Below are 21,473 nucleotides of genomic sequence, written 5' to 3' on the forward strand. Positions count from 1 at the left end.
ATCGTCGGCGGACGCCATCCGCGTTACGGTTCCCCGCATGACCGACGCCGAGATCCTGCGCACGCTGCCCGTCCCCCGCGGACGGAGGGCCCTCGGCGTCCTGCCCGACCTCGCCGCCGCGCTGGAGGGCGGCCGGCCGCTGCTGCCGGTGCCGGAGGCCGACGCGGAGCGGGCCGCGCAGCTGGCGCGGACGCAGCGGGCGGGCGAGCCGGTGGACGCCGGCGTCGCCGTCGTCATGTGCACCTCCGGCTCCACCGGAGACCCGAAGGGGGCGCTGCTCACCGGGGCGAACCTCGCCTCCTCCGCCGACGCCACGCACGCCCGCCTCGGCGGGCCGGGCCGGTGGCTGCTGGCGACGCCGGCCGACCACGTCGCCGGGCTGCAGGTGCTGCTGCGCAGCGTCCGCGCCGGATTCGAGCCCGCCGCGATGGAGCTGGACGGCGGGTTCGACCCCGCGGAGCTCGCCCGCGCCGTCGACGCCATGGACGGCCCGCGCCGCTACCTCTCGCTCGTCCCGCTCCAGCTAGCGAAGGCGCTGGACCATCCGGCGGGCGCGGCGGCGCTGGCGGAGCTCGACGCCGTGCTCGTCGGCGGGCAGGCCGCCGACCCCGCGCTGCTCGCCCGCGCGCGGGCCGCCGGGGTGCGGTGCGTGACGACGTACGGCTCCTCCGAGACCTGCGGCGGCTGCGTCTACGACGGCGTCCCCCTCGACGGGGCCCGCGCGGAGCTCGACGACGGCCGCATCGTCCTGTCCGGTCCGATGGTCGCGCGCGGCTACCGGAACCCGCGTCCGGAGCTCGCCGACGGGGTCTTCCGCACCTCCGACGCCGGCGCCTTCGACGACGCGGGCCGGCTGCGGGTGCTGGGCCGGCTCGACGACGTCATCGTCTCCGGCGGGCTCAAGCACCACCCGGGCCCCATCGAGGAGGCGCTCGCCCGCATCGACGGCGTCGACGCCGCCTGCGTCGCCGGGGTCCCCGACGACCGGCTCGGCCAGGCGATCGCCGCGCTCTACGCCGGATCCGCGGAGCCGGAGGCCGTGCGCGCCGCCGCGCGGGAGGCGCTCGGCGCCCACCGCGCCCCGCGCCGCGTCGTCCGGGCGGACGCCCTGCCGCTGCTGCCGTCGGGCAAGATCGACCGCCGCCGGGCCGCCGATATGCTGGACCGGTGACCGACACCCGCCGCACCGCAACCGCCTCCGACTGGCTCGAGGGGGCCCGCCCCCACACCTGGGCCAACGCCGTCGCCCCCGTCGTCGCCGGCGTCGGCGCCGCCGCCCACGCCGGGGAGGTGTCCTGGGGCCGCGCCGCGCTCGCCCTCGTCGTCGCGTGGGCCCTCATCGTCGGCGTGAACTTCGCCAACGACTACTCCGACGGCATCCGCGGCACCGACGACGACCGCTCCGGGCCGCAGCGCCTGACGGGCTCCGGGCTCGTCGCCCCCGGCGTCGTCAAGCGCGCGGCGTTCGCCTGCTTCGGCGTCGCCGGCGTCGCGGGCGTCGCCCTGTCCCTGCTGTCGGCGTGGTGGCTCGTGCTCGTCGGCGCGTTCTGCATCCTCGGCGCCTGGTTCTACACGGGCGGGAGGAACCCGTACGGCTACCGCGGGCTCGGCGAGGCGGCGGTGTTCGTGTTCTTCGGCCTCGTCGCCGTGCTGGGCACCCAGTTCACGCAGAGCGGGCGCGTCACCTGGACCGGCCTGGTCATGGCCGTCGCGATCGGCGCCATCTCCGCCTCCGTGAACCTCGCCAACAACATCCGCGACATCCCCTCCGACGCCGAATCCGGCAAGATCACCCTTGCCGTCCGCCTCGGCGACCGCGGCGCCCGCCGCCTCTGGGTCGCGCTGGCCTGCGCGCCGCTCGCCGCCTCCGTCGTCCTCGCGGTCCTGGCGACGCCCTGGGCCCTCGCCGGGCTCGTCGCCGCGCCGCTGGTGGCGCTCGCCGCGCCGCCCGTCGTCAGGGGCCTCGGCGGCCCCGCGCTCATCCCGGTGCTCGGGCTGACGGGCCGCGCGATGCTCGCATGGGCCGTCGTCACGGCGCTGGCCGTGGCGCTCGGCTGACCCCCGCGCGCTACGCGCCGCGCTCCGCGAGCTCCCGGCGCACGTAGTCGCGGTGGGCGCGGCGGTTCGCGTCCCACGCCGCGACGCCCTCGTTCGCCCGCACGCGCAGCGTCGTGAACAGCAGCATCGACGCCGGCAGGGCGATGATGAGCGCCAGCACCGCCAGCACCGCCATCGGCACCCGCACGTGCAGCAGCACCACGACGCCGACGAGCACCAGCAGGATGACGGCGAACAGCGCCAGGCGCGCCAGCCCGTACAGGGCCACGTCCTTCACCGCCCGGCCGCGCGACGCCGACACGGCGTCCTTGCCGGGGCGATCGGCGGGGCGGGCTGCGGCTTCCTGCTTCTCCTCGTTCACGGCCCCGAGTCTAGTTATCCTGGTGCGGACGAGGAGGTGCCAGGTGGGTCGAGTGCTGCTGATCGTGCTCGTGATCGTCGCGATCGTGCTGCTGTGGAAGGCGTTCGGGCCGGGGTCCCGGAGGCGGGCGCAGCCGCCGCGCGGCCCCGTCGGGCCGGACGACGACCCCGACTTCCTGTGGACGCTGGACAAGCGCCGCTACGACGAGGAGCGGGAGCGGCGCCGCCGCGAGGAGGAGGGCGGCGGACCCGAGGGGGACGGCTAGGCGTCCTTGCCCCGGGCCAGCAGCTCCAGCAGGTAGGCGCCGTAGCCGGACGTCAGCTGGGGCTCCGCGACGCGGCGCAGATCGTCGTCGTCCAGGTAGCCCATGCGCCAGGCGACCTCCTCCGGGCACCCGATCTTCAGGCCCTGGCGCTTCTCGATGGTCCGCACGAAGTCGCAGGCGGCCATGAGGTTGTCGACGGTGCCCGTGTCCAGCCACGCCGTCCCCCGCGGCAGGACCTCCACCGCCAGCCGGCCCTCGCGCAGGTAGGCGAGGTTGACGTCGGTGATCTCCAGCTCCCCGCGCGCCGACGGCTCGAGCCCCCGGGCGATTTCCACGACGTCGGAGTCGTAGAAGTACAGGCCCGGCACCGCGTAGTTCGACGTCGGCTCCCGCGGCTTCTCCTCGATGCCGGTGGCCACGCCGCCGGCGAACTCCACCACGCCGTAGGCCTGCGGGTCGGCGACCCAGTGCGCGAAGATCGCCCCGCCGTCCAGATCGCGGAACCGGCGCAGCCGCGTGCCCAGGCCCGCGCCGTAGAAGATGTTGTCGCCGAGCACCAGCGCCACCGACTCGTCGCCGATGTGGTCCGCGCCGAGGATGAACGCCTCCGCCAGGCCGTTCGGCGCGTCCTGCACGGCGTAGGACAGGTCGATGCCGAACCGGGAGCCGTCGCCCAGCAGGCGGCGGAACTGCGGGGCGTCCTCCGCCGTCGTGATGACGAGGATGTCCCGGATGCCCGCCAGGATGAGCGTCGACAGCGGGTAGTAGATCATCGGCTTGTCGTACACCGGCACCAGCTGCTTGCTCACCCCGATGGTGATGGGCCGCAGCCGCGAGCCGGAGCCGCCGGCGAGGATGATGCCGCGCATCACTCGCCGCCCATCGCCGTCTCCCAGCCGTCGCGCAGCTGGGCCTCGAACTCCCGGCAGTCGTCCCACGACGGCAGCAGCCCGGACTCCCGGGCCTCCGCCAGCGACGGCGCCGCGAGGTCGCGCTCCGACATCACCGGCTCCAGGCCCCCGAGCAGTCCCGGCAGATCCAGGCCCAGCTCCGGGTCCCGCGGGTCGACGGCGTGCTCCCGCTCCGGCGCGTACGCGTCGGACAGCAGGTACGCGACGACGCTGCCCTCCTCCAGGGAGACGAACGCGTGGCCGACGCCGATGGGCAGGTAGACGACGCGCTTCGCGTCGCCGCCGAGCTCCACGACGTGGTGCTCCCCGAACGACGGGGATCCGACGCGCAGGTCGACGAGGACGTCGAGCACCCGGCCGTGCGGGCACGTGACCATCTTCGCCTGGCCCGGCGGCACGTCGGCGAAGTGGACGCCGCGGACGACGCCGGCCGCCGAGGCGCTCATGTTGCCCTGGGCGGGCAGGAACGGGTGGCCGGCGGCCTCCGTGAACTCGTCGGCCTTGTACCACTCGTGCAGGCCGCCGCGGGCGTCGCCGTGGACGACCGGCTCGAGGACGAACGCTCCGGGGATGGGCAGGGGCTGGTACGGGTTCATGCCGCCAGCCTAGCGGCGGTCAGGCGCCGCGACCGGCCGCCGCGTAACGCGCCTCCGCCGCCGCCGACGCCTCCCGCCACCACGCCTCGTTCGCGCGGTACCAGGCGACGGTCGCCTCCAGGCCCTCCCGGAACGACGCGTGCCGCGGCTCCCAGCCCAGCGCCCGCGTCGACGCCGGGTCGATGGCGTAGCGGCGGTCGTGGCCCGGGCGGTCCGGCACGCGGACGACGTCGCCGCGGTCCCGGCCGAAGATCTCCAGCAGATCGCCGGCGACGTCGATGTTCGACCGCTCCCCGTCGGCGCCGATGAGGTACGTCTCCCCCGCCGCGCCCCGGTCGAGGATCGCGTGCACCGCGTCGTTGTGGTCGTCGACGTGGATCCAGTCCCGGACGTTGCGGCCGTCGCCGTAGATGCGCGGCGGGCGGCCGTCGACGAGGCCGCAGATTTGGCGCGGGATGAACTTCTCCGGGTGCTGCCGCGGCCCGTAGTTGTTCGAGCAGTTCGAGATCGTCGCCGCCGTGCCGTGCGAGCGGACCCACGCGCGGACGAAGTGGTCCGCGGCCGCCTTCGACGCCGAGTACGGGCTCGACGGGCGGTACGGCGACTCCGGGGTGAACCGCGCCGGATCGTCCAGCGCCAGGTCCCCGTACACCTCGTCGGTGGAGACGTGGTGCAGCCGCACGTCGTGGCGGGTGCACGCCTGGAGGAGGGTGACGGTGCCGCCGACGTTCGTCGTCACGAACGGCCCCGCGTCGTCCAGCGAATTGTCGTTGTGGCTCTCCGCGGCGAAGTGCACCACCGCATCGTGGCGGGCGACGAGCCGGTCGACCAGATCCGCGTCGCGGACGTCGCCGCGGATCACCTCGCACACGTCGCGGGAGGCGTCGTCACGCAACGACGCGGGATTCGCGGCGTACGTGAACGCGTCGAGCACGGTGACGTCGTGCTCCGGGCGCGTGGCCAGGGTGCGCAGCACGAAGTTCGCGCCGATGAACCCGGCGCCGCCCGTCACCAGCAGGCGCACGTCAGGCTTCCCGCCCCGCCCGCCGGCGCATGACGACGTGGAGCGTCAGCAGGAACAGCCCGCCGAGGAACCCGAACGCCGCGACGACGTCCCAGAACCGGCCGAGCTCCAGGCCCCAGTCGAGGATGGTCGCGATGCCGCCGAGCACCAGCAGCACCGCCGCGAGCACGCCCACCTTCGGGGCGCCCAGCGGCGCCAGCTTCTCCGCCGGCATCGCCGCGGCGATGCCGAAGAGGATGCCGAGCGCCAGCGTCGGCTCGCCCAGCCCGCCGGGGGCCATCACCGTGAACAGCCCGCCGACGACGACGAAGAAGGCCGCCAGGGGCCACGCCTCCCGCCCCATCAGTTGAGCCCCGCGTAGGAGTGCAGGCCGGAGACGACCATGTTGATGAAGAACAGGTTGAACACCATCGTCGCGAAGCCCACGATGTTGATCCACGCCGCGCCGCGGGAGCGCCAGCCGGACGTCGCGCGGGCGTGCAGGTACGCCCCGTACACCAGCCACGTCACGAACGACACCGTCTCCTTCGGGTCCCAGCCCCAGAAGCGGCCCCACGCCGACTCCGCCCAGATGGCGCCGAACACGACGCCGAGGGAGAACAGCGGGAACGCCCAGATGGCCGTGCGGTACGCCATCTGATCCAGCGCCTTCGCCGACGGCAGCGGGCGCACCAGCGCGCCGGCGACGCCGGACTCCGAGCCCTGCGGCCGCCACATGCGCAGCAGGTACAGCAGCGACGCGACGCCGGAGAGCAGGAAGATGGAGGCGCCGACGATGACCGTCGACACGTGGATCGGGAACCAGATGGACTGCAGCGCCGGGACGACCGGCGCGGACTCCGCGTACAGCTCCGTGCCGCCGTAGAACATCAGCGCCATGACCGGGACCAGCAGCCACGGCCAGAACACGCGCATCTCCTCGCGGCGCAGCGCCACCGCCGCGACCGCCATGGCGACGAGCGTGAACATCGCGATGTACTCGTACAGGTTGCCCCACGGGAAGCGCATGGCGGACAGGCCGCGCAGCACCATCGCCGCCAGGTGCACCGCGACGCCGACGTATACCAGGATCTCGCCGACGCCGCCGAGCTTCGCCGCCGCGGCCTCGCGCTTGCCCACCTTCGCCTCGTCGGGCAGGTGCGGCGCGCGGCCGTCCGCGTCGTCCACGGCGCCGGGGCCGCCGGCCCCGACGGACACCAGCTCGCGCTCGTGCGCGGCGAGCTCGGCGCGATCCTCCATCGCGGACTTGGTCCGCACGTAGAAGGCGATGAACACCAGCAGCGCGACGGCGTACAGGCCGAAGGTGGTGGCGAAGGCGACGTCGGAATACGACGCCAACGTGTTGTTGACCGGCATGATCCACTCCGATTCTGGGCGCCGACGGGCGGCGGGGGTTCCGGGGGTTCCCCTCCAGGGTAGTCATGCCCCCTTCGGTAACCCAACGGGCCGCCGGGGCGCGGGGGCGGCGGCGGGTCAGTCCTCCGGGTCGGGCCGGCCGAGGACGCCGCGGACGAAGTCGTCGAACTCCGCTCCCCACCCGGCGCGATCCGTGCGGGCCAGGCCGCCGAACTCCACGCGGGTGGCGCCGCCGGCCACGGGGGTCAGGCGCACCCACAGGCGGCGGCGCTTGACCGCCAGCGACACCGCGAGCCCGGCGAGCATGACGACGGCGGAGCCGAGCACCCACGGCTGCGTCGGGTCGTGGGAGACCTGGAGGTTGACGAACTCCTTGGCGCCGAGGAACTCCACGACGGTGCCGTCGTCCAGCTCCGTCGTCTCGCCCGGGGCGAGGTTGACGCGGGCGACCTTCTCCAGCTGGCCGGAGTGCATGAGGCCGCGGTCGAGGGAGAACAGGGACTGGGACATGCCGGAGTCCAGGCCGGCGTCGCCGCGGTAGACGTCGATGGCCACCGCCGGGTCGCGCATCTCCGGGTAGGAGGAGCTGAGCAGCTGGTTGTTCTCGCCGCTCCACGCCGCGGTCGGGGCGAAGAGGCCCTCGATGGCGATCTGGTTCTGGCGCCGCTCGTAGAGGTCCGGGTACATACCGGCGGGCGGGTCGAAGCGCAGGGCGCCGGAGGAGAGGAAGAACGTCGGGTCGTCGGGGCGGAACTGGACGATGGACGTGCGGGACTCGCCGTTGGGCCACGTCACGCGGAAGGCCGGGGCGAAGCCGTGGCCCTGCAGGTAGACGCGGTCGCCCTGGATGCGCAGCGGGTGGTTGACGCGCAGCTCGCCGTCCTCCCACTGGTCCACGGGCTTCCGCATGTCCTCCGGCTCCGCGTAGCGGATGTCGGAGCGGAACATCTCGGCCTGGCCGTTGGGCAGGTAGTCGGCGTGGAAGTTCTCGACCTGGACGCAGAAGGGGTTGAGGTCGGTGCCGTCGAAGAGGTTGCCGGAGCGCAGGGAGTCGTAGTTGGCGCCGGCGGTGTTGCAGAACGGGGTCCGCGTCGCGCCCTCCACCGCCGGGTCCTGGATCTCCGTCCCGGTGCCGGTGATGACGATGACCTGGCCCTCGTAGTAGACGAGCCGGCCCATCGCGACGCTGACCAGCAGGGCGACGAGGCCCATGTGGAACAGCAGGTTGCCGAGCTCGCGGAGGTAGCCGCGCTCGGCGGAGAAGGACAGGGCCCCGGCGCGGTCCTCCTCCGCCGGCGTCTCGGTGCGGTGCCAGCGGCGCAGGCGCGAGGCGACGTCGCCGCGCACCTCGTCGAGGGGCTTGTCGACGGTGCCCTCGTCGTGCATGGGCAGGCGCCCGAGGTTGCGGGGCGCCTTGGCCGGGGGCGTGCGCAGGGCCTTCCAGTGGTCCCAGGACCGCGGGATGATGCAGCCGATGAGGGAGGCGAACAGCAGCACGTAGACGGCGGTGAACCAGTACGACGAGAAGACGTCGAACATCTGCAGCTTGTCGAAGATCTCCGCCATCGTGCCGTTGGCGGCGATGTACTCGTTGACCTTCGACTCGTTGAGCGACCGCTGCGGCAGCAGGGCGCCGGGCACGGCCGCGAACGCGAGGAGGAACAGCAGGATGAGCGCGGTGCGCATGCTGGTGAGCCAGCGCCACGCGGAGCGCACGGGGCGCATGAGCCGTGCTCGGCCGTGTCCGGACATCGTCGCGGTGCCTCCTCGGGTATCGGGGAATCCGGATCCACCGTACCCGGGAGGGCTCAGATGACCGTCACCGCATCGGTGATGAACGCCGACGTCACCCAGGAGACGAACAGGTCCCACAGGCCGGTGACCAGCGCGATGCCGACGAGGACGAGGGCGGCGCCGCCGATGACCTGGATCGTCCTCGAATGCCTGCGCAGCCAGTCGACCCCGCGGATGGCGGAGGCGGAGCCGAGGGCGACGAGCACGAAGGGCACGCCGAGGCCGAGGCAGTAGGCGACGATGAGGGCGACGCCGCGGGCGGCGGTCCACCCCTCGGTGCCGGCGGAGACGGAGATGATGGCGGCGAGCGTCGGCCCGAGGCATGGCGTCCAGCCGAGCGCGAAGACGGCGCCGAGGGCGGGAGCGCCGAGCCACGTCGCCAGCTTCCGCGGCGCCATGCGGGTGTCGCGCTGCAGCGGCGAGAACAGCCCCATGAACACCAGGCCCATGAGGATGGTGACGGCGCCGCCGGCGATGGTGAGCGCCCGCTGGTTGAGGCGCAGCGCGGAGACCAGGCCGAAGACGGTGGCGGAGCCGAGGACGAAGACGACGGTGAAGCCGGCGACGAACAGCAGTGCGGCGCCGGCGGCGCGCCAGCGGGCGGAGCGGGCGGCGGACTCCCCCGCGGCGCCGGAGACGCCGGTGAGGTAGGAGACGTAGCCCGGCACCAGGGGGATGACGCAGGGGCTGGCGAAGCTGACCAGGCCGGCCGCGGCGGCGGCGAGCAGGGCCAGCAGGAGGGGGCCGGAGGCGGCGGCCTCCGCGAACGCGGCGCCCACGGGTCAGGCGCCCTCGGCGGCGACGGCCTCGACGTGGCCCCACAGCTCCGACTGGTCGGTCTCCTTGAGCAGGACGACGGCGGGGCGGTGCTCCCGGTCGAGGATGATCGTCGTCGGGATGACGGTGGCGGGGATGCCGCCGAGCGCGACGGCGTTGACGAACGGCGGGTCGTAGATCGACGGGTAGGTCAGGCCGTTGTCCCGCATGAAGTCGGCGGGGGCGCTGCGGACGTGGTCGCGCACGTTGACGCCCAGCACGGTGCCGATGCCGTCGGCCTGCATCCGCTCATGGACGGCCTGCAGGTCGTCGGACTCGGAGCGGCAGGGGGCGCACCACTGGCCCCAGGCGTTGAGGACGACGATCTGGCCGGCGAAGTCGGACAGGTGGATCTCCCTGCCGGGGTCGACGACGGGCTCGCCGAAGACGTCGCCGACGGGGCGGCGGTCGGCCGGCGGGTAGGTGATGACGGTCTCGCCGCCGGGCGAGACGAACTCGAAGGTGCCGCCGATGGCGACGGCGTCGTGGCCGGCGGTGTCGTCGGAGGAGCAGGCGGCGAGCCCGGCGGGGACGGCCGCCGCGGCGCCGGCGGCGGCGAGGCCCCGCAGGAACGCGCGGCGGGACGGGGTCGGGGTCATCGGATTCCTCGGGCGGGCTCGGAGTAGCGGACGTCGACGATCTGATCGCCGAGGTAGACCAGGGAGGTCACGGAGGCGAGGTCGCACTGCCGGTCCGCGGGGTTGTGCGCCAGGGGCAGGCCGCGGGCGCGGCGCGACGCGGCGACCACGCACAGCTGGTGCGTGACGACGATCGCCTCCCGGCCCTCCGCCTCCCGCCGGGCGCGGTCGATGACGCCGTGGAGCCGGTCGGCGATCTCGTCGTAGGGCTCGCCCCAGGACGGCTCCCACGGGCGGCGCAGGCGCCACCAGTACCGCGGGTTCCACAGCGCGGAGCGGACGCCCTTGACGTGCAGGCCCTCGAAGGAGTTGCCGGCCTCGATGACGTCGTCGGCGATCTCCGGCTCCAGGCCGGTGACGCGGGCGACGGGTTCGGCGGTCTGGCGGGTGCGCAGCAGCGGCGAGACGTAGAGCCTCGCCACGTCGTGGCCGGCGAAGCTCGCGGCCGTCGCCTCCGCCTGGGCGACGCCCCGGTCGGAGAGGCGGTAGCCGGGCAGGCGGCCGTAGAGGATGCGGGCCGGGTTGTGCACCTCGCCGTGGCGCATGAGGTGCACGACGGTGCGCGGCGAGTGGACGGTCATCTACGCGTCCCCCGGCTGCGCCGCGGCGGCGGCCTCGGCGGCCGGGCCGGCGGCGGCCTCGATGCGCTCGAAGTCCTCGTCGGTGAGGGCGGAGGAGACGAACCAGGTCTCGAAGGCGCTCGGCGGGGCGAAGACGCCGCGCTCCAGCAGGCCGTGGAAGAACGCCGGGAAGCGGAACGTGTCGGCCGCGCTCATCTCGTCGAAGTTGCGGCCCTCGCCCTCGGCGAAGCGCGGGGACAGCATCGTCGCGGCGCGCTGGATGTGGTGGGCGACGCCGGCGGACTCCAGGGCGGAGTGGAGGATGAGCTCGAGGCGGTCGGCGTTGGCGCGCACCGCGTCGTAGACGGCCTCGTCGGCGGCGCGGAGGCTCGCGAGGCCCGCGGCGACGGCGACCGGGTTACCGGACAGGGTGCCCGCCTGGTAGACGGGGCCCTCCGGGGCGAGGTGCGCCATGACGTCGGCGCGGCCGCCGAACGCGGCCGCCGGCAGGCCGCCGGAGACGACCTTGCCGAAGGTGGTGAGGTCGCCGGCGACGCCGTCGACGCCGTACCAGCCGGAGAAGCTCGTGCGGAAGCCGGTCATCACCTCGTCGAGGATGAGCAGCGCGCCGTGCTCGTGCGCCAGGTCCTTCAGGCCCTGGTTGAAGCCCTCGGCGGGGGCGACGGTGCCCATGTTGCCCGCGGCCGCCTCGGCGATGACGCAGGCGACCTCGCCCTTATTCGCCTCGAAGGCGGCGCGGACGGCGTCCAGGTCGTTGTACGGCACGACGATGGTGTCGGCGGCGGAGGCGCCGGTGACGCCCGGGGAGTCCGGCAGGCCGAACGTCGCGACGCCCGAGCCCGCGGAGGCGAGCAGCGCGTCGACGTGGCCGTGGTAGCAGCCGGCGAACTTGATGACCTTGCCGCGGCCGGTGAAGCCGCGCGCCAGGCGCACCGCGGACATGGTGGCCTCCGTGCCGGAGTTCACCAGGCGGACGCTGTCGACGGACGTGCGGGAGACGATCTCCTCCGCCAGCTCCACCTCGCCCGGCGCGGGGGCGCCGAAGGACAGGCCCTTCGCCGCGGTCTCGCGCACCGCCTCGACGACGGCCGGGTGGGCGTGGCCCATGAGCATCGGGCCCCAGGAGCCGACGAGGTCGACGTACTCGTTGCCGTCGGCGTCGGTGACGCGGGAGCCGCTGCCCGACACGATGAAGCGGGGCGTGCCGCCGACCGAGCCGAAGGCGCGGACCGGGGAGTTCACGCCGCCGGGGGTCACCCGGCGGGCGCGGTCGAACCACTGCTGGGACTGGGGGAATGTCGCGTTCACGCACCCCATCGTAGGGAACGGCCCCGATCGCGGGCCACTCCCCTCCGGGGCATCGCCCGGGAGCGCCACTCGACGACGAGGCCGGAGGCGACCATGAAGATCGCCGCGAACGACGGGTGCAGGATGCCCGCCGCGGCCGCCGCGAGGGCGACGATGTTGTAGCCCCACGCGAACGCGAGGTTGGACGACATGGTGCGGCGCATGCGGCGCGCCAGGCGGATGGTCTGCGGCACGGCGGAGACGTCGGTGCGCAGGACGACGACGTCGGCGGCGGCGAGCGCCCGGTCGTCGTCGAGCATCTCCAGGCGGTCGTCGGCGAGCAGCAGGCCGACGTCGGCGGCGTCGAGGCTGGGGGCGACGTCGGCGCCGCCGACCATGACGACGTCCTCGCCGCCGGCGCGGACCTCGCGCACCGTCGCGGACTTCCGGCCCGGCACGATGCCGGCGTAGACGCGGGAGATGCCCAGGCGGTCGGCGAAGCGGCGGGCGACGCGGTAGGTGTCGCGGGTCAGCATGACCGTCTCGACGCCCATGTCCTCCAGCTCGTCGACGGCGTCGACGGCGTCGGCCTTGATGTCCTCGGAGACGGTGATGACGCCGCGGACGCGGCCGCGCCAGCTGACGACCAGCGGGGTGCCGCCGGACAAGGCGGCGCGGGAGGTGCGCTCGTCGAGGCCGGTGAGGTCGCGGGGGCGCCACAGGCTCGCCTCGACCTGCCGCATGCGGGCCTCGCCGTCGTCGTCGCGCACCGGGATCTCGATCTGGCCGGTGAACGTGCCGTCCTCGTCGACGTCGGGGTGGTTGACGTCGATCCAGTGCGGGATGTCGCCGCCGCTGCCCGCGTCGCGGGACTTGCGGCAGGCGCGGACGATGGCCAGGGAGACGGGGTGGTCGCTGTCCATCACCAGGGCGCCGGCGACGCGGAGCACCAGGTCGGGGTTCTCGCCGCGGGCGGCGACGACGTCGACGACGTGCATGTCGCCCTCCGTCAGCGTGCCGACGCGGTTGAACATCGCCGCGTCGACGCCGGCCAGGGCGCGGACGGTGCGGGCGTCGCGCAGCAGGATGCCCTGCTCCGCGCCGGCGAGGATGCCGAGGCGCTGCACGGTCGACGTCGTCATGGCCAGCGCCACCGGGGCGACGGAGACCAGCATCGCCAGCATCACCGCGAAGGCGGCGGGCGCGGTGCCGGTGACCAGCCACCACACGCCGAAGGCGGCGACGGCGAGGCCGAACGTCGTCGGCACGAGCGTGGAGGCGGAGCGCACCGAGATCTGGTGCTCCACGTCCTCCTTGCGGATGGCGTGGCGCAGCCAGCGCAGCATGAGCGCCGCGCGGGTCTTCGAGCCGGTGCGGGCGACGCGGGCCTTCAGCGGCGCGCCGATGTTGACCGCGCCGGCGAGGACGGTGTCGCCGACCTTCGCGTCGACCGGCTCGGCGGGGCCGCCGAGGGTGGAGACGTCGATGCGGGAGGCGCCGCCGACGACGGTGCCGTCGACCGGCACGACCTGCCCGGCGGGGACCATGAGGTCCTCGCCGATGTGCAGCTCCGCGACGGGGACGCGGCGCCGCTCCGGCTCCGGGGAGCCCGGCACCTTCTTCAGCACCGTCACCATCCGCTCCGGCGGGATGCGCAGGGAGCGGATGATCTGGCCCGACCGGATGCGGTTGTAGCGGGTCATGAGGCGGCCGCCGAGCATCAGCGTCGTCACGCCGCACGCCACGTCGAAGAACAGCTCCGCCGGGGTGCTGCGCGCGTACTCGAAGGCGAACAGCGTCGGCGCCGTCGTGTAGCCGATGACGCCGGCCTCGCCGATGGTGAGCTCGCCGACCGACCACGCCCACGCCAGCAGGATCGCCGCCGACGTCGCGCCGTCCAGGGCCGACAGGCCGCGGCGCAGCGCGCCGACCATCGCCCGGTGGAAGGGGTAGCCGCCCCACGCCACGACGATGGTCGACAGCGCGGCCGAGACCCACTGCCACCACGGGAACTGCCAGCCGACGTTGAGGGACATCGCCAGCACCGGGATGGTCAGCAGCAGGCTGCCGACGAACCGGGTGCGGGTGACCAGGGAGCGGGCGGTGAACAGCACCTCGCTGGACACCGACGCGTTGCGCTGCATCTCCTCGCGCCGCCGCATGCGGGCCTCGTCGAGGCGGCGGACGGCCGCGGGGATGGCGGGGCGGCGCCGCGGGACCTCGCCGAGGCGGATGGCGCGGCGGCGCAGCGAGCTGCGCGTCAGCCGGGCCCGCAGGCCGATGTCCTCCAGCGCCTCGACGAGCAGGTCGGGGTTCAGGTGGTCCGGGGCGGTGATCCAGGCGCGGGAGGTCTGGAAGACGACCGTCGCGACGACGTCGTCGAACTCCTCCAGCACCTCCTCCGCCTCCATCGCGTCGACGCCGGACTCCATGCCCTCCAGCACGAGCGCGAAGGAGGTGCGGCCGAAGCCGGTGCGCTCCGCCAGGCGGCGGGCCATGTCGCCCTCGTCGCGGCCGGACGGCCGGCGCGGGCCGTCGAGCCGGCCGGCGGCGGCCCGGGCCTCCGCGATGGCGCGGGTCACCCGTTCGTCGAGCTCCGCGAGATCCTTCTCCGACGCGGGCACGTCACTCCCCCTCCATCGCGTCCGCCGCGGCGGCGCGGAACATCAGCAGCATGCCGACGGCGAGGATCGCCGGCGGCAGCACGGTCAGCGGCGTCGTCGCCCCGGCGAGCGCGCCGAGCAGCGGCATCGCCGCGGCGAACGCCACGATGACCGTGAGGATCCAGCGCAGGCGGCGGCTCCGCCGCGCCGCGTCCATGAGCACGGCGGCCAGGAGGCCCGCGACGACGGACGTCCAGCCGACGATGCGGATGTCGCGGGCCACCGGCCCCGGGGCGCCGTCGACGTCGAGGAGGATGAGCTCCGCGCCCGAGACGAGCGAGAGCACCGCCCCGCACGCGAGGACCCACCACCAGGCGCCGCGCCCGCTCACCGGGGGCCGCCCTTCGGATCGGGGCCGCCGCCGGGGCGGTCCCCGTCGTCACGCGGACCCGCGAACCACTCGCGCGCCCGCGCACCGGAGGCCAGCACCACGCCCGCGACGCCCGCGACGCCGGAGAGGATCGACGCGGCCCCCGCGCCGAAGTGCAGCAGCGGCGCCGCGGCCTCCGGCACCGGCGCCGACGGCTGCCCGAACACGGTGAACGCCGCGCCGACCGCGAGGTACACGGAGCCGGCGACGAGCACCAGGCGCGCGCCCGCCGACCCGTCGCGCATCCGGCGCGTCAGCCACGCGAACAGGCCCGCCAGCGCGGCCATGAAGACGAACATCATGACGGCCGCCATGCGCACCGCCCACGTCCGCTGCTCCGGCGGCAGGTCGTTCACGTCGCCCGCGACCGCGCCGGCGGACATCTGCGCCAGCAGCTCCCCGGGCTCCGACCAGATGCCGGCGGCAACGACGGCGGCGTAGACGACCTGGAGGACGCACACCGCGAGCCACGCCTGGCGGGCGCCCTCGATCTGATCCGGGACGTCCGCGCGGCTCCTCCGCCGCGACGGGCCCGGCATCGGGGGAAGCTGCGTCATCGGCCCTCCCGCAGGATGCGCGCGGCCTCCACCGCGAAGTACGTGAGCACCTGGTCGGCGCCGGCGCGGCGGATGGACAGCAGCGACTCCATGAACGCCGCCTCCCGGTCGATCCAGCCGCGCTCCGCGGCCGCGGAGATCATCGCGTACTCGCCGGAGACCTGGTACGCCGCCACCGGCACCGGGGACGCGTCGGCGACCTCGCGCAGGATGTCCAGGTAGGACATCGCGGGCTTCACCATGACGAAGTCCGCGCCCTCGGCGACGTCGAGCTCCACCTCCAGCAGCGACTCGCGGCGGTTCGCCGGATCCTGCTGGTAGGTGCGGCGGTCGCCCTGGAGCGACGAGCCGACGGCCTCGCGGAACGGGCCGTAGAAGGCGCTGGCGTACTTCGCGGAGTACGCCATGATCGCCGTCTCCTCCAGCCCCGCCTGGTCCAGCGCCGCGCGGATCGCCTCGATCTGGCCGTCCATCATCCCGGAGGGGCTGACGACGTGGGCGCCGGCCTCCGCCTGCGCCACCGCCATGCGCTGGTAGTTCACCAGCGTCTCGTCGTTGTCGACGACGACGCGGCCCCGCGCGTCGGTGCGCAGCACGCCGCAGTGGCCGTGATCGGTGAACTCGTCGAGGCAGGTGTCCGCCATGATGATGACGTCGTCTCCGAACTCCCGGCGCAGCCGCGCCAGCGCCCGGTTCAGCACCCCGTCCTCCTGCCACGACGCGGAGCCCTCCCCGTCCTTGTCGGAGTCGAGCGGCACGCCGAACAGGTCGACGCACGGCACGCCCGCCTCCGCGGCCTCCTCCACCGCCCTGACCAGGGAGTCCTCCGTGTGCTGGACGACGCCCGGCAGCGAGGAGATGGGCTTCGGCTCCGCGATGCCGTCGGCGACGAACATCGGGAGGATGAGGTTCCGCGCCTCCAGCGACGTCTCCGCCGCCATCCGGCGCATCACGGGGGTGGTGCGCAGCCGGCGGGGGCGGCGGACGGGGGCGGGCGTGCTGGCGGGGGCGAACGGGGCGTCGGTCATGCCCCCAACCCTACGTCGCGGTCCCGCGCCTGTTCCACGCGTCCCACAGGGCCCGGTAGCGGCCGCCCGCGGCGAGCAGATCGGCGTGCGCCCCGTCCTCCGCGATGCGCCCGCCGTCCATGACCAGCACCCGGTCGGCCGCCTCCGCCTGATCCAGGCGGTGGGCGACGACGAGGGAGGTGCGGCCGCGGGCGATGCGGGTCGCGGCGGCGGTGAGCTCGTCGGCGTCCTCCGAGCCGGCCTCCGCCGTGGCCTCGTCCATGATGAGCACCGGCGGGTCCCGCAGCACGATGCGGGCCAGCGCGATCTGCTGGGCGACGGCCGGGCCGACGTCGGCGGCGCCGGCGCCGATGCGGGTGTCCAGGCCGTCCGGCAGGTGCCGCTGGCGGCCGGCGGAGCCCGGCGCGAGGCCCACGACGGCCAGCGCCGCCTCCAGCTCCGCGTCGCCGGCGCCGTCGCCCGCGGCGAGCAGCAGGTCCTCGCGCAGCGTGCCGGAGAACAGGTGCGTCTCCTGCCCCAGCAGCGTCACCTGGCGGGCGGTCCAGGAGTCCGGGACCCCCGCGACGTCGCGGCCGCCGACGAGGATGCGGCCGCCGTCGGGGACGTAGAGCCCGGCGACGAGGCCCGCGAGCGTCGACTTGCCCGCGCCGGAGGTGCCCACCAGCGCCGTGACCTCGCCGGCGGCCAGTCGCAGGTCGAGGCCGTCGAAGATGCGGCCCGCGGTGCCGGGGTAGGAGAACCGCAGGCCCTCGACGCGCACCTCCGCCGGGCCGCCGAGGTCCTCCGGCTCCGGCAGGTCGCGCGCGCCGCCGCCGTCCAGGCGGGCCAGGGCGCAGGCGCGGCCGAGGCACGTCATCGCCTTCTGGACCTCGGAGGCGAACTCCATGACGTCGAACACCGCCATCTCCAGGCGGGAGACGTAGACGACCGCGGAGACGGCGACGCCGAGGGTGACCGCGCCGCGGGCGGACAGGACGGTGCCCAGCACGACGATGGCGCACAGCAGCGCCGTGTAGAAGACGTAGATGTAGGCGATGGAGCGGTCGATGACCGGCTGCACCCCCGCGTTGGCGCGCACCGCCCGCCACGACGCCGCCCGTGCCCGGGCCCGGCCCCAGCCGCCGAGGCCGAACGCCCGCAGCGTCGGCAGGCCGCGCAGCACGTCGAGCAGCACGTTGTTGCGGTGCGCCGACGCGGACGACAGCCGGTCGACCGCCGGGGGCATCGCCCGGGCGACGGCGCGGGCGAGCACCGCCAGCACCGGCACCGCCACCGCGATGGCCAGCGCGTACCACCAGCCCAGCAGCGCCAGCGCCACCAGCGTGAACGGCAGCAGCAGGATCGCGGAGACCAGCCGCACCAGGATCATGGAGATGACGTTGACGGCGTGGTCGATGTCCGTCGTCAGGCGCGTGACGACGTTGCCCGTGCCCAGCTCCTGCACCCGCGGCACCGGCGCGCGCAGCACCGCCTCCGCGCCGCGGCGCCGCAGCTCCACCGCCAGGCGGCGGATGCGCTGTCCGGCGATCCAGCTGACGCCGGCGCCCGCCGCCTGCTGCAGCACCAGGCACGCGGCGACGAGGCCGGCGAGCCACGCCACCCGCGCCCCGTCGCCCAGCGCGTCGACGATCGCGCCCGAGGCGCGCGTGGCGACGATGCCCGAGCCCGCCATCGCCGCCGACACGAGCCCGAACGCCGCCCACCAGCCCCGCGACGGGGCCGACGGCAGCGAGCCGAGCACGCGGGCGACGCCGCGGGGCGGCTCCGGCCGCAGGGCGTCCAGCTCCGGGGCGGCCGCGGCGGTCACGACGCCGCCCCCGCCAGCCGGGCCAGCTCCGCGTCGCCGACGACCGCGTCCGCCGCGGCCGCCCACGCCCGGTTGCCGGAGACGACGACGGTGCCGCGGCCGCGCCGCAGCGCCGCCACGCCGGCGGCGACGTCGGCGAGGGTGACGGCGTCGAGGCCCGTCGTCGGGTTGTCCAGCAGGAGCAGCTCCGGGTCCCGGGCCAGCGCCCGGGCGAGGTGCACGCGCTGGCGCTGCCCGCCGGACAGCGTCAGCCCCGCCTCCCCGATGAGCCCGCCGTCGCCGAGGCGCCGGACGACGTCGCCGCACGACGCCGCGACCAGCGCCGCGTCGACGGCGCCGGGATCGAGGTCGCCCCGCGGGTCGACGTTGTCGGCCAGCATGCCCTCGAAGATCGCGGGCTCGTGCGGCACCGCCAGCGCCCCCGGCCGGGCGGCCAGCGCCGCCAGCGCCAGCCGCGCCCCGTCGCGGGCCTCCGGCGACTCCGGGGCGAGCACCGTCAGGCCCCGCTCCGCGACGCCGGGGACGGACGGGAGGTCGCGGGTCCCGTCGTCACGCTCCCCCGTCAGCCGCGCCTCCAGCTCCACCAGGCGATCGCCGGAGGCCGACGCCCGCGCCAGCGTCTCCAGCGCGTAGCCGAAGGAGAACGCGGAGCCGTTGAGGAAGCCCGGCAGCATGAGCACCACCGTCAGCAGCTGGCCCGGGGTGACGTCCCCGCGGTGCGCCTGCCACGCCGCCAGCGCGATGCCCGCCGCGGCGAACGCAGCCGGGATGGTCTGCCGGATGAGCCGGGCCAGCGACGACACCCGCACGTCGCGGAGCATCAGCTCCAGCGACGCCGAGAGGTCCCGGTCCAGCCGGCCGAGCGACCGGCCGACCGCGCCGAGGCCCTTCACCGTGCGGGAGCCCTGCGCCAGATCCGTCGCCGTCGCGCCGGCCGCGGCCTCCGCCGCGCGGCGCCTGCCCGACACCCTCCCGATGGGCCGGGCGACGACCTGCGACACCCACGCCGCCACGACGGCGCCGGCGACGCACAGCGCCGCCACCGGCGGGCTGATGGACAGCACCACCAGCGTCATCGACGTCAGCGACGCGATCATGATGACCGGGAACGCCAGCACCAGGCGGGCCTGCGCGAACGTCTCCGAGTCCCCGTCGACGACGGACATCAGCCGCCCCGGCGGCACGCCCCGGCCGCCGCGCGACACCGCGAGCGACGTCATGCGGGTGCGCGCCGCGTGCGTCAGCCGCGCGATGCCCAGCGACGTCCACGCGGCGATGAGGATCTCCGTCGCCCAGCCCAGCAGGCCGAGCGCGACGATGCCCGCCAGCGGGGCCAGCAGCGCGGACACCTCGCCCGTAGCCATCACCCGGTCGGTGATGACGCCCACGAGCAGCGGGATCCCCGCCGTGACGACGGCGTTGGCCGCCGCCGCGGCGAGGATGAGCGCCGTCGCCCCCGGATGCCACCGCAGCGCCGTCCACGCGGCGCGCCGCCCCGAGGACCAGTCGATGAGGGAGGCCCCGTCGTCGCCCTCCGGGGGCTCGTCCGGGAGGTACCGGGACCACAGGACGCTGCGGCGCAGGGGGATGAGCATGCGCCCATGGTAGGCGCTACGACGAGCGGCGGCGCCGCTTCTTCCGCGGCGGCGGCAGCTGCCCGGCGGCGCGCAGGTGCGCGACGTGATCCGCCAGCGCGTCGACCAGATCGGCGACGCCGGCGCGCTCCGGCTGCACGTCCACGCGCAGGCCGTACTCCTTCGCCGTCGCCGCGGCCATCGGGCCGATGCACGCGATGATCGTGCGCGAGTGCGGCTTGCCGGCGATGCCGACGAGGTTCTTCACCGTCGACGACGACGTGAAGCACACGGCGTCGAAGCCGCCGGTCTTGATCATGTCGCGGATGTCGGCGCTCGGCGGGGCCGCCCGGACGGTGCGGTAGGCGGTGACGTCGTCGACCTCCCAGCCCAGGTCCTGCAGGCCCTCCACCAGCACGTCGGTGCCGATGTCGGCGCGCGGCAGCAGCACCCGGTTGACCGGGTCCATGCCCTCGATGAACTCGGGGAACACGTCGACGATGCCCGCGGCGTTCTGGCGGTCGCCCGCCGGCAGCAGCTCCGGCACGATGCCGTGCTCCCGGATGGCGGCGGCGGTCTTGTGGCCGACCGCGGCGATGCGGATGCCGGCGAAGCTGCGGGCGTCCAGGCCGAACTCCGTGAACTTCTCCCACACCGCGTGCACGGCGTTGACGGAGGTGAACACGACCCACTGGTAGTCGCCGTCGACGAGGCCCTTGACCGCCCGCTCCATCTGGGCGGGCGAGCGCGGCGGCTCGATGGAGATGGTCGGCACCTCCACCGGGATGGCGCCGTGGGCCGCCAGGCGCGCGCTCATCGGGCCGGCCTGGCCCTTCGCGCGCGGCACCAGCACGTTCCAGCCGTACAGGGCGCGGTTCTCCCACCACGAGTACTTCGAGCGCTTGTCGACGCCCTTGCCCAGCGTCACCACCAGCGGACCCGACAGGTCGCCGGCCAGCTGGGACAGGGTGCCGAGCGTGACGTCGTAGGTGCGCTGCAGGCGCGTGGTGCCGTTGACAGTCACCGACGCCGGCAGGGAGGCGGGCAGGCCGCGGGACGACAGCTCCTCGACGATGGCGTCGAGGTCGTCCTCCACCGCCTGCAGCACCAGCGGCTGCGGGGCCGAGGCCAGCTCGTCCCAGTCAACGTCGGCGCGGCCGAGGTCGGTCTCCGTGTACGTGGAGCCCAGCGCGATGCCCGCGAACGCCGGCACCGTCGACGGCACGGACATGCCGGGCACGATCTGGAACTCGACGCTGGTGCGGGCGACGGCGTTGATCTCCGCCAGCACCCGGTCGTCGGTGAGCGGGTTGCCGGCGACGAGGCGGACGACGTCGTGGCCGCGGCGGGCCTCCGCGGCGAGCTCCCGGCTCATCTCCGTCGGGTCGTCCAGCGGCTCGCGCAGCTCGGCGGCCGTCGGCGGCTCCGGGCGCGGCGGGCGGCGGCGGGCGCCGGAGGCCTTCGCCTCCGCGCACGCCCGCTCGTAGGCCTCCTCGGCCGCCCGGATCTTCTCCTCCGGCACCGGCAGGTCCGCGGCGACGAGCTCGCGTACGCCCTCCATGACCCCCGGGTCGATGTAGGCGACGGAGGTCGTGGCCAGGACCTCGCGGGCGCGCAGCGTCAGCAGGTCCGGGTTTCCGGGACCGGCGCCGACGAACAGGATGCGCCCCGCGGGCGTGGTTCGGGCGGTGCTCATGGATCGGGGGTTTCTACTTTCGACGGTCGGGCACGACGACGGCGGCGCGGCCGGGCATCGCGTGGCGATGCCGCGGCCGCGCCCGCCATAT

Annotated in this window: 21 protein-coding genes; 3 read left to right on the forward strand and 18 right to left on the reverse strand. The window is 74.9% G+C overall.

The window, feature by feature from the left end; translation table 11 throughout:
• The first annotated feature begins 37 nt into the window (after nt 1–37).
• Both menE and QQS41_RS05510 read left to right on the forward strand, forming a co-directional pair.
• Entirely contained in the window at nt 38–1,171 is a 1,134-nt protein-coding gene (gene menE, locus QQS41_RS05505; RefSeq protein WP_448851645.1) for an o-succinylbenzoate--CoA ligase, read from the forward strand.
• On the forward strand, nt 1,168–2,058 hold the full coding sequence (locus QQS41_RS05510; RefSeq protein ID WP_448851646.1) for a 1,4-dihydroxy-2-naphthoate polyprenyltransferase: 891 nt from the start codon (nt 1,168–1,170) through the stop codon (nt 2,056–2,058). The genes menE and QQS41_RS05510 overlap by 4 nt, the downstream gene beginning before the upstream one ends.
• 10 nt (nt 2,059–2,068) lie before the next feature.
• On the opposite strand, the gene QQS41_RS05515 is transcribed toward QQS41_RS05510, so the two are convergent.
• The gene (locus QQS41_RS05515) at nt 2,069–2,419 is read right to left on the reverse strand and encodes a DUF4229 domain-containing protein (protein WP_448851647.1); all 351 of its coding nucleotides are present in this window, start codon (nt 2,417–2,419) and stop codon (nt 2,069–2,071) included.
• A 43-nt stretch (nt 2,420–2,462) separates the two neighbouring features.
• Here QQS41_RS05515 and QQS41_RS05520 point away from each other — a divergent pair, with 43 nt between their 5' ends.
• On the forward strand, nt 2,463–2,684 hold the full coding sequence (locus QQS41_RS05520) for a hypothetical protein (RefSeq protein ID WP_448851648.1): 222 nt from the start codon (nt 2,463–2,465) through the stop codon (nt 2,682–2,684).
• Here the strand turns inward: QQS41_RS05520 and rfbA are convergent.
• The 17 genes from rfbA to QQS41_RS05605 form a co-directional block, all read right to left on the reverse strand.
• Complete coding sequence (rfbA, locus tag QQS41_RS05525) at nt 2,681–3,553, reverse strand: glucose-1-phosphate thymidylyltransferase RfbA (protein WP_448851649.1); 873 nt, start codon at nt 3,551–3,553, stop codon at nt 2,681–2,683. The two genes, QQS41_RS05520 and rfbA, sit on opposite strands and share 4 nt — an antisense overlap.
• Nucleotides 3,553–4,191: a dTDP-4-dehydrorhamnose 3,5-epimerase family protein gene (locus tag QQS41_RS05530; protein ID WP_448851650.1), complete on the reverse strand. Its 639-nt coding sequence runs from the start codon at nt 4,189–4,191 to the stop codon at nt 3,553–3,555. The genes rfbA and QQS41_RS05530 overlap by 1 nt, the downstream gene beginning before the upstream one ends.
• A 19-nt stretch (nt 4,192–4,210) precedes the next feature.
• On the reverse strand, nt 4,211–5,215 hold the full coding sequence (rfbB, locus tag QQS41_RS05535; protein ID WP_448851651.1) for a dTDP-glucose 4,6-dehydratase: 1,005 nt from the start codon (nt 5,213–5,215) through the stop codon (nt 4,211–4,213).
• Between the two features lies 1 nt (nt 5,216).
• A complete protein-coding gene (locus QQS41_RS05540; protein ID WP_448851652.1) occupies nt 5,217–5,558 on the reverse strand; it encodes a hypothetical protein in 342 nt (113 codons plus the stop codon).
• The gene (gene ccsB, locus QQS41_RS05545) at nt 5,558–6,571 is read right to left on the reverse strand and encodes a c-type cytochrome biogenesis protein CcsB (protein WP_448851653.1); all 1,014 of its coding nucleotides are present in this window, start codon (nt 6,569–6,571) and stop codon (nt 5,558–5,560) included. The genes QQS41_RS05540 and ccsB overlap by 1 nt, the downstream gene beginning before the upstream one ends.
• Before the next feature lie 117 nt (nt 6,572–6,688).
• Nucleotides 6,689–8,323, reverse strand: a complete 1,635-nt coding sequence (resB, locus tag QQS41_RS05550) for a cytochrome c biogenesis protein ResB (protein WP_448851654.1) — start codon at nt 8,321–8,323, stop codon at nt 6,689–6,691.
• 56 nt (nt 8,324–8,379) lie between these two features.
• Nucleotides 8,380–9,144, reverse strand: a complete 765-nt coding sequence (locus QQS41_RS05555; RefSeq protein ID WP_448851655.1) for a cytochrome c biogenesis CcdA family protein — start codon at nt 9,142–9,144, stop codon at nt 8,380–8,382.
• 3 nt (nt 9,145–9,147) lie between these two features.
• Nucleotides 9,148–9,780, reverse strand: a complete 633-nt coding sequence (locus QQS41_RS05560) for a TlpA disulfide reductase family protein (RefSeq protein ID WP_448851656.1) — start codon at nt 9,778–9,780, stop codon at nt 9,148–9,150.
• Complete coding sequence (locus tag QQS41_RS05565) at nt 9,777–10,400, reverse strand: histidine phosphatase family protein (protein ID WP_448851657.1); 624 nt, start codon at nt 10,398–10,400, stop codon at nt 9,777–9,779. The genes QQS41_RS05560 and QQS41_RS05565 overlap by 4 nt, the downstream gene beginning before the upstream one ends.
• The gene (gene hemL, locus QQS41_RS05570; protein ID WP_448851658.1) at nt 10,401–11,717 is read right to left on the reverse strand and encodes a glutamate-1-semialdehyde 2,1-aminomutase; all 1,317 of its coding nucleotides are present in this window, start codon (nt 11,715–11,717) and stop codon (nt 10,401–10,403) included. It lies immediately after the preceding gene.
• A complete protein-coding gene (locus tag QQS41_RS05575; protein WP_448851659.1) occupies nt 11,705–14,311 on the reverse strand; it encodes a heavy metal translocating P-type ATPase in 2,607 nt (868 codons plus the stop codon). Before QQS41_RS05575 ends, hemL begins: the two co-directional genes overlap by 13 nt.
• A 1-nt stretch (nt 14,312) precedes the next feature.
• Nucleotides 14,313–14,681: a hypothetical protein gene (locus QQS41_RS05580; RefSeq protein WP_448851660.1), complete on the reverse strand. Its 369-nt coding sequence runs from the start codon at nt 14,679–14,681 to the stop codon at nt 14,313–14,315.
• Entirely contained in the window at nt 14,678–15,277 is a 600-nt protein-coding gene (locus QQS41_RS05585) for a hypothetical protein (protein ID WP_448851661.1), read from the reverse strand. The genes QQS41_RS05580 and QQS41_RS05585 overlap by 4 nt, the downstream gene beginning before the upstream one ends.
• Nucleotides 15,274–16,305, reverse strand: coding sequence for a porphobilinogen synthase (gene hemB / locus QQS41_RS05590; RefSeq protein WP_448851662.1), 1,032 nt, complete (start codon nt 16,303–16,305; stop codon nt 15,274–15,276). The genes QQS41_RS05585 and hemB overlap by 4 nt, the downstream gene beginning before the upstream one ends.
• A gap of 10 nt (nt 16,306–16,315) precedes the next feature.
• Nucleotides 16,316–18,112 carry an ABC transporter ATP-binding protein gene (locus tag QQS41_RS05595; protein ID WP_448851663.1) on the reverse strand — a complete coding sequence of 599 codons (1,797 nt, stop codon included), beginning with the start codon at nt 18,110–18,112 and terminating at the stop codon, nt 16,316–16,318.
• On the reverse strand, nt 18,109–19,707 hold the full coding sequence (locus tag QQS41_RS05600) for an ABC transporter transmembrane domain-containing protein (protein ID WP_448851664.1): 1,599 nt from the start codon (nt 19,705–19,707) through the stop codon (nt 18,109–18,111). Before QQS41_RS05600 ends, QQS41_RS05595 begins: the two co-directional genes overlap by 4 nt.
• 16 nt (nt 19,708–19,723) lie before the next feature.
• Entirely contained in the window at nt 19,724–21,382 is a 1,659-nt protein-coding gene (locus tag QQS41_RS05605) for a uroporphyrinogen-III synthase (RefSeq protein WP_448851665.1), read from the reverse strand.
• Between the last annotated feature and the right edge of the window lie 91 nt (nt 21,383–21,473).

This window comes from Corynebacterium sp. 335C, from assembly GCF_053525695.1.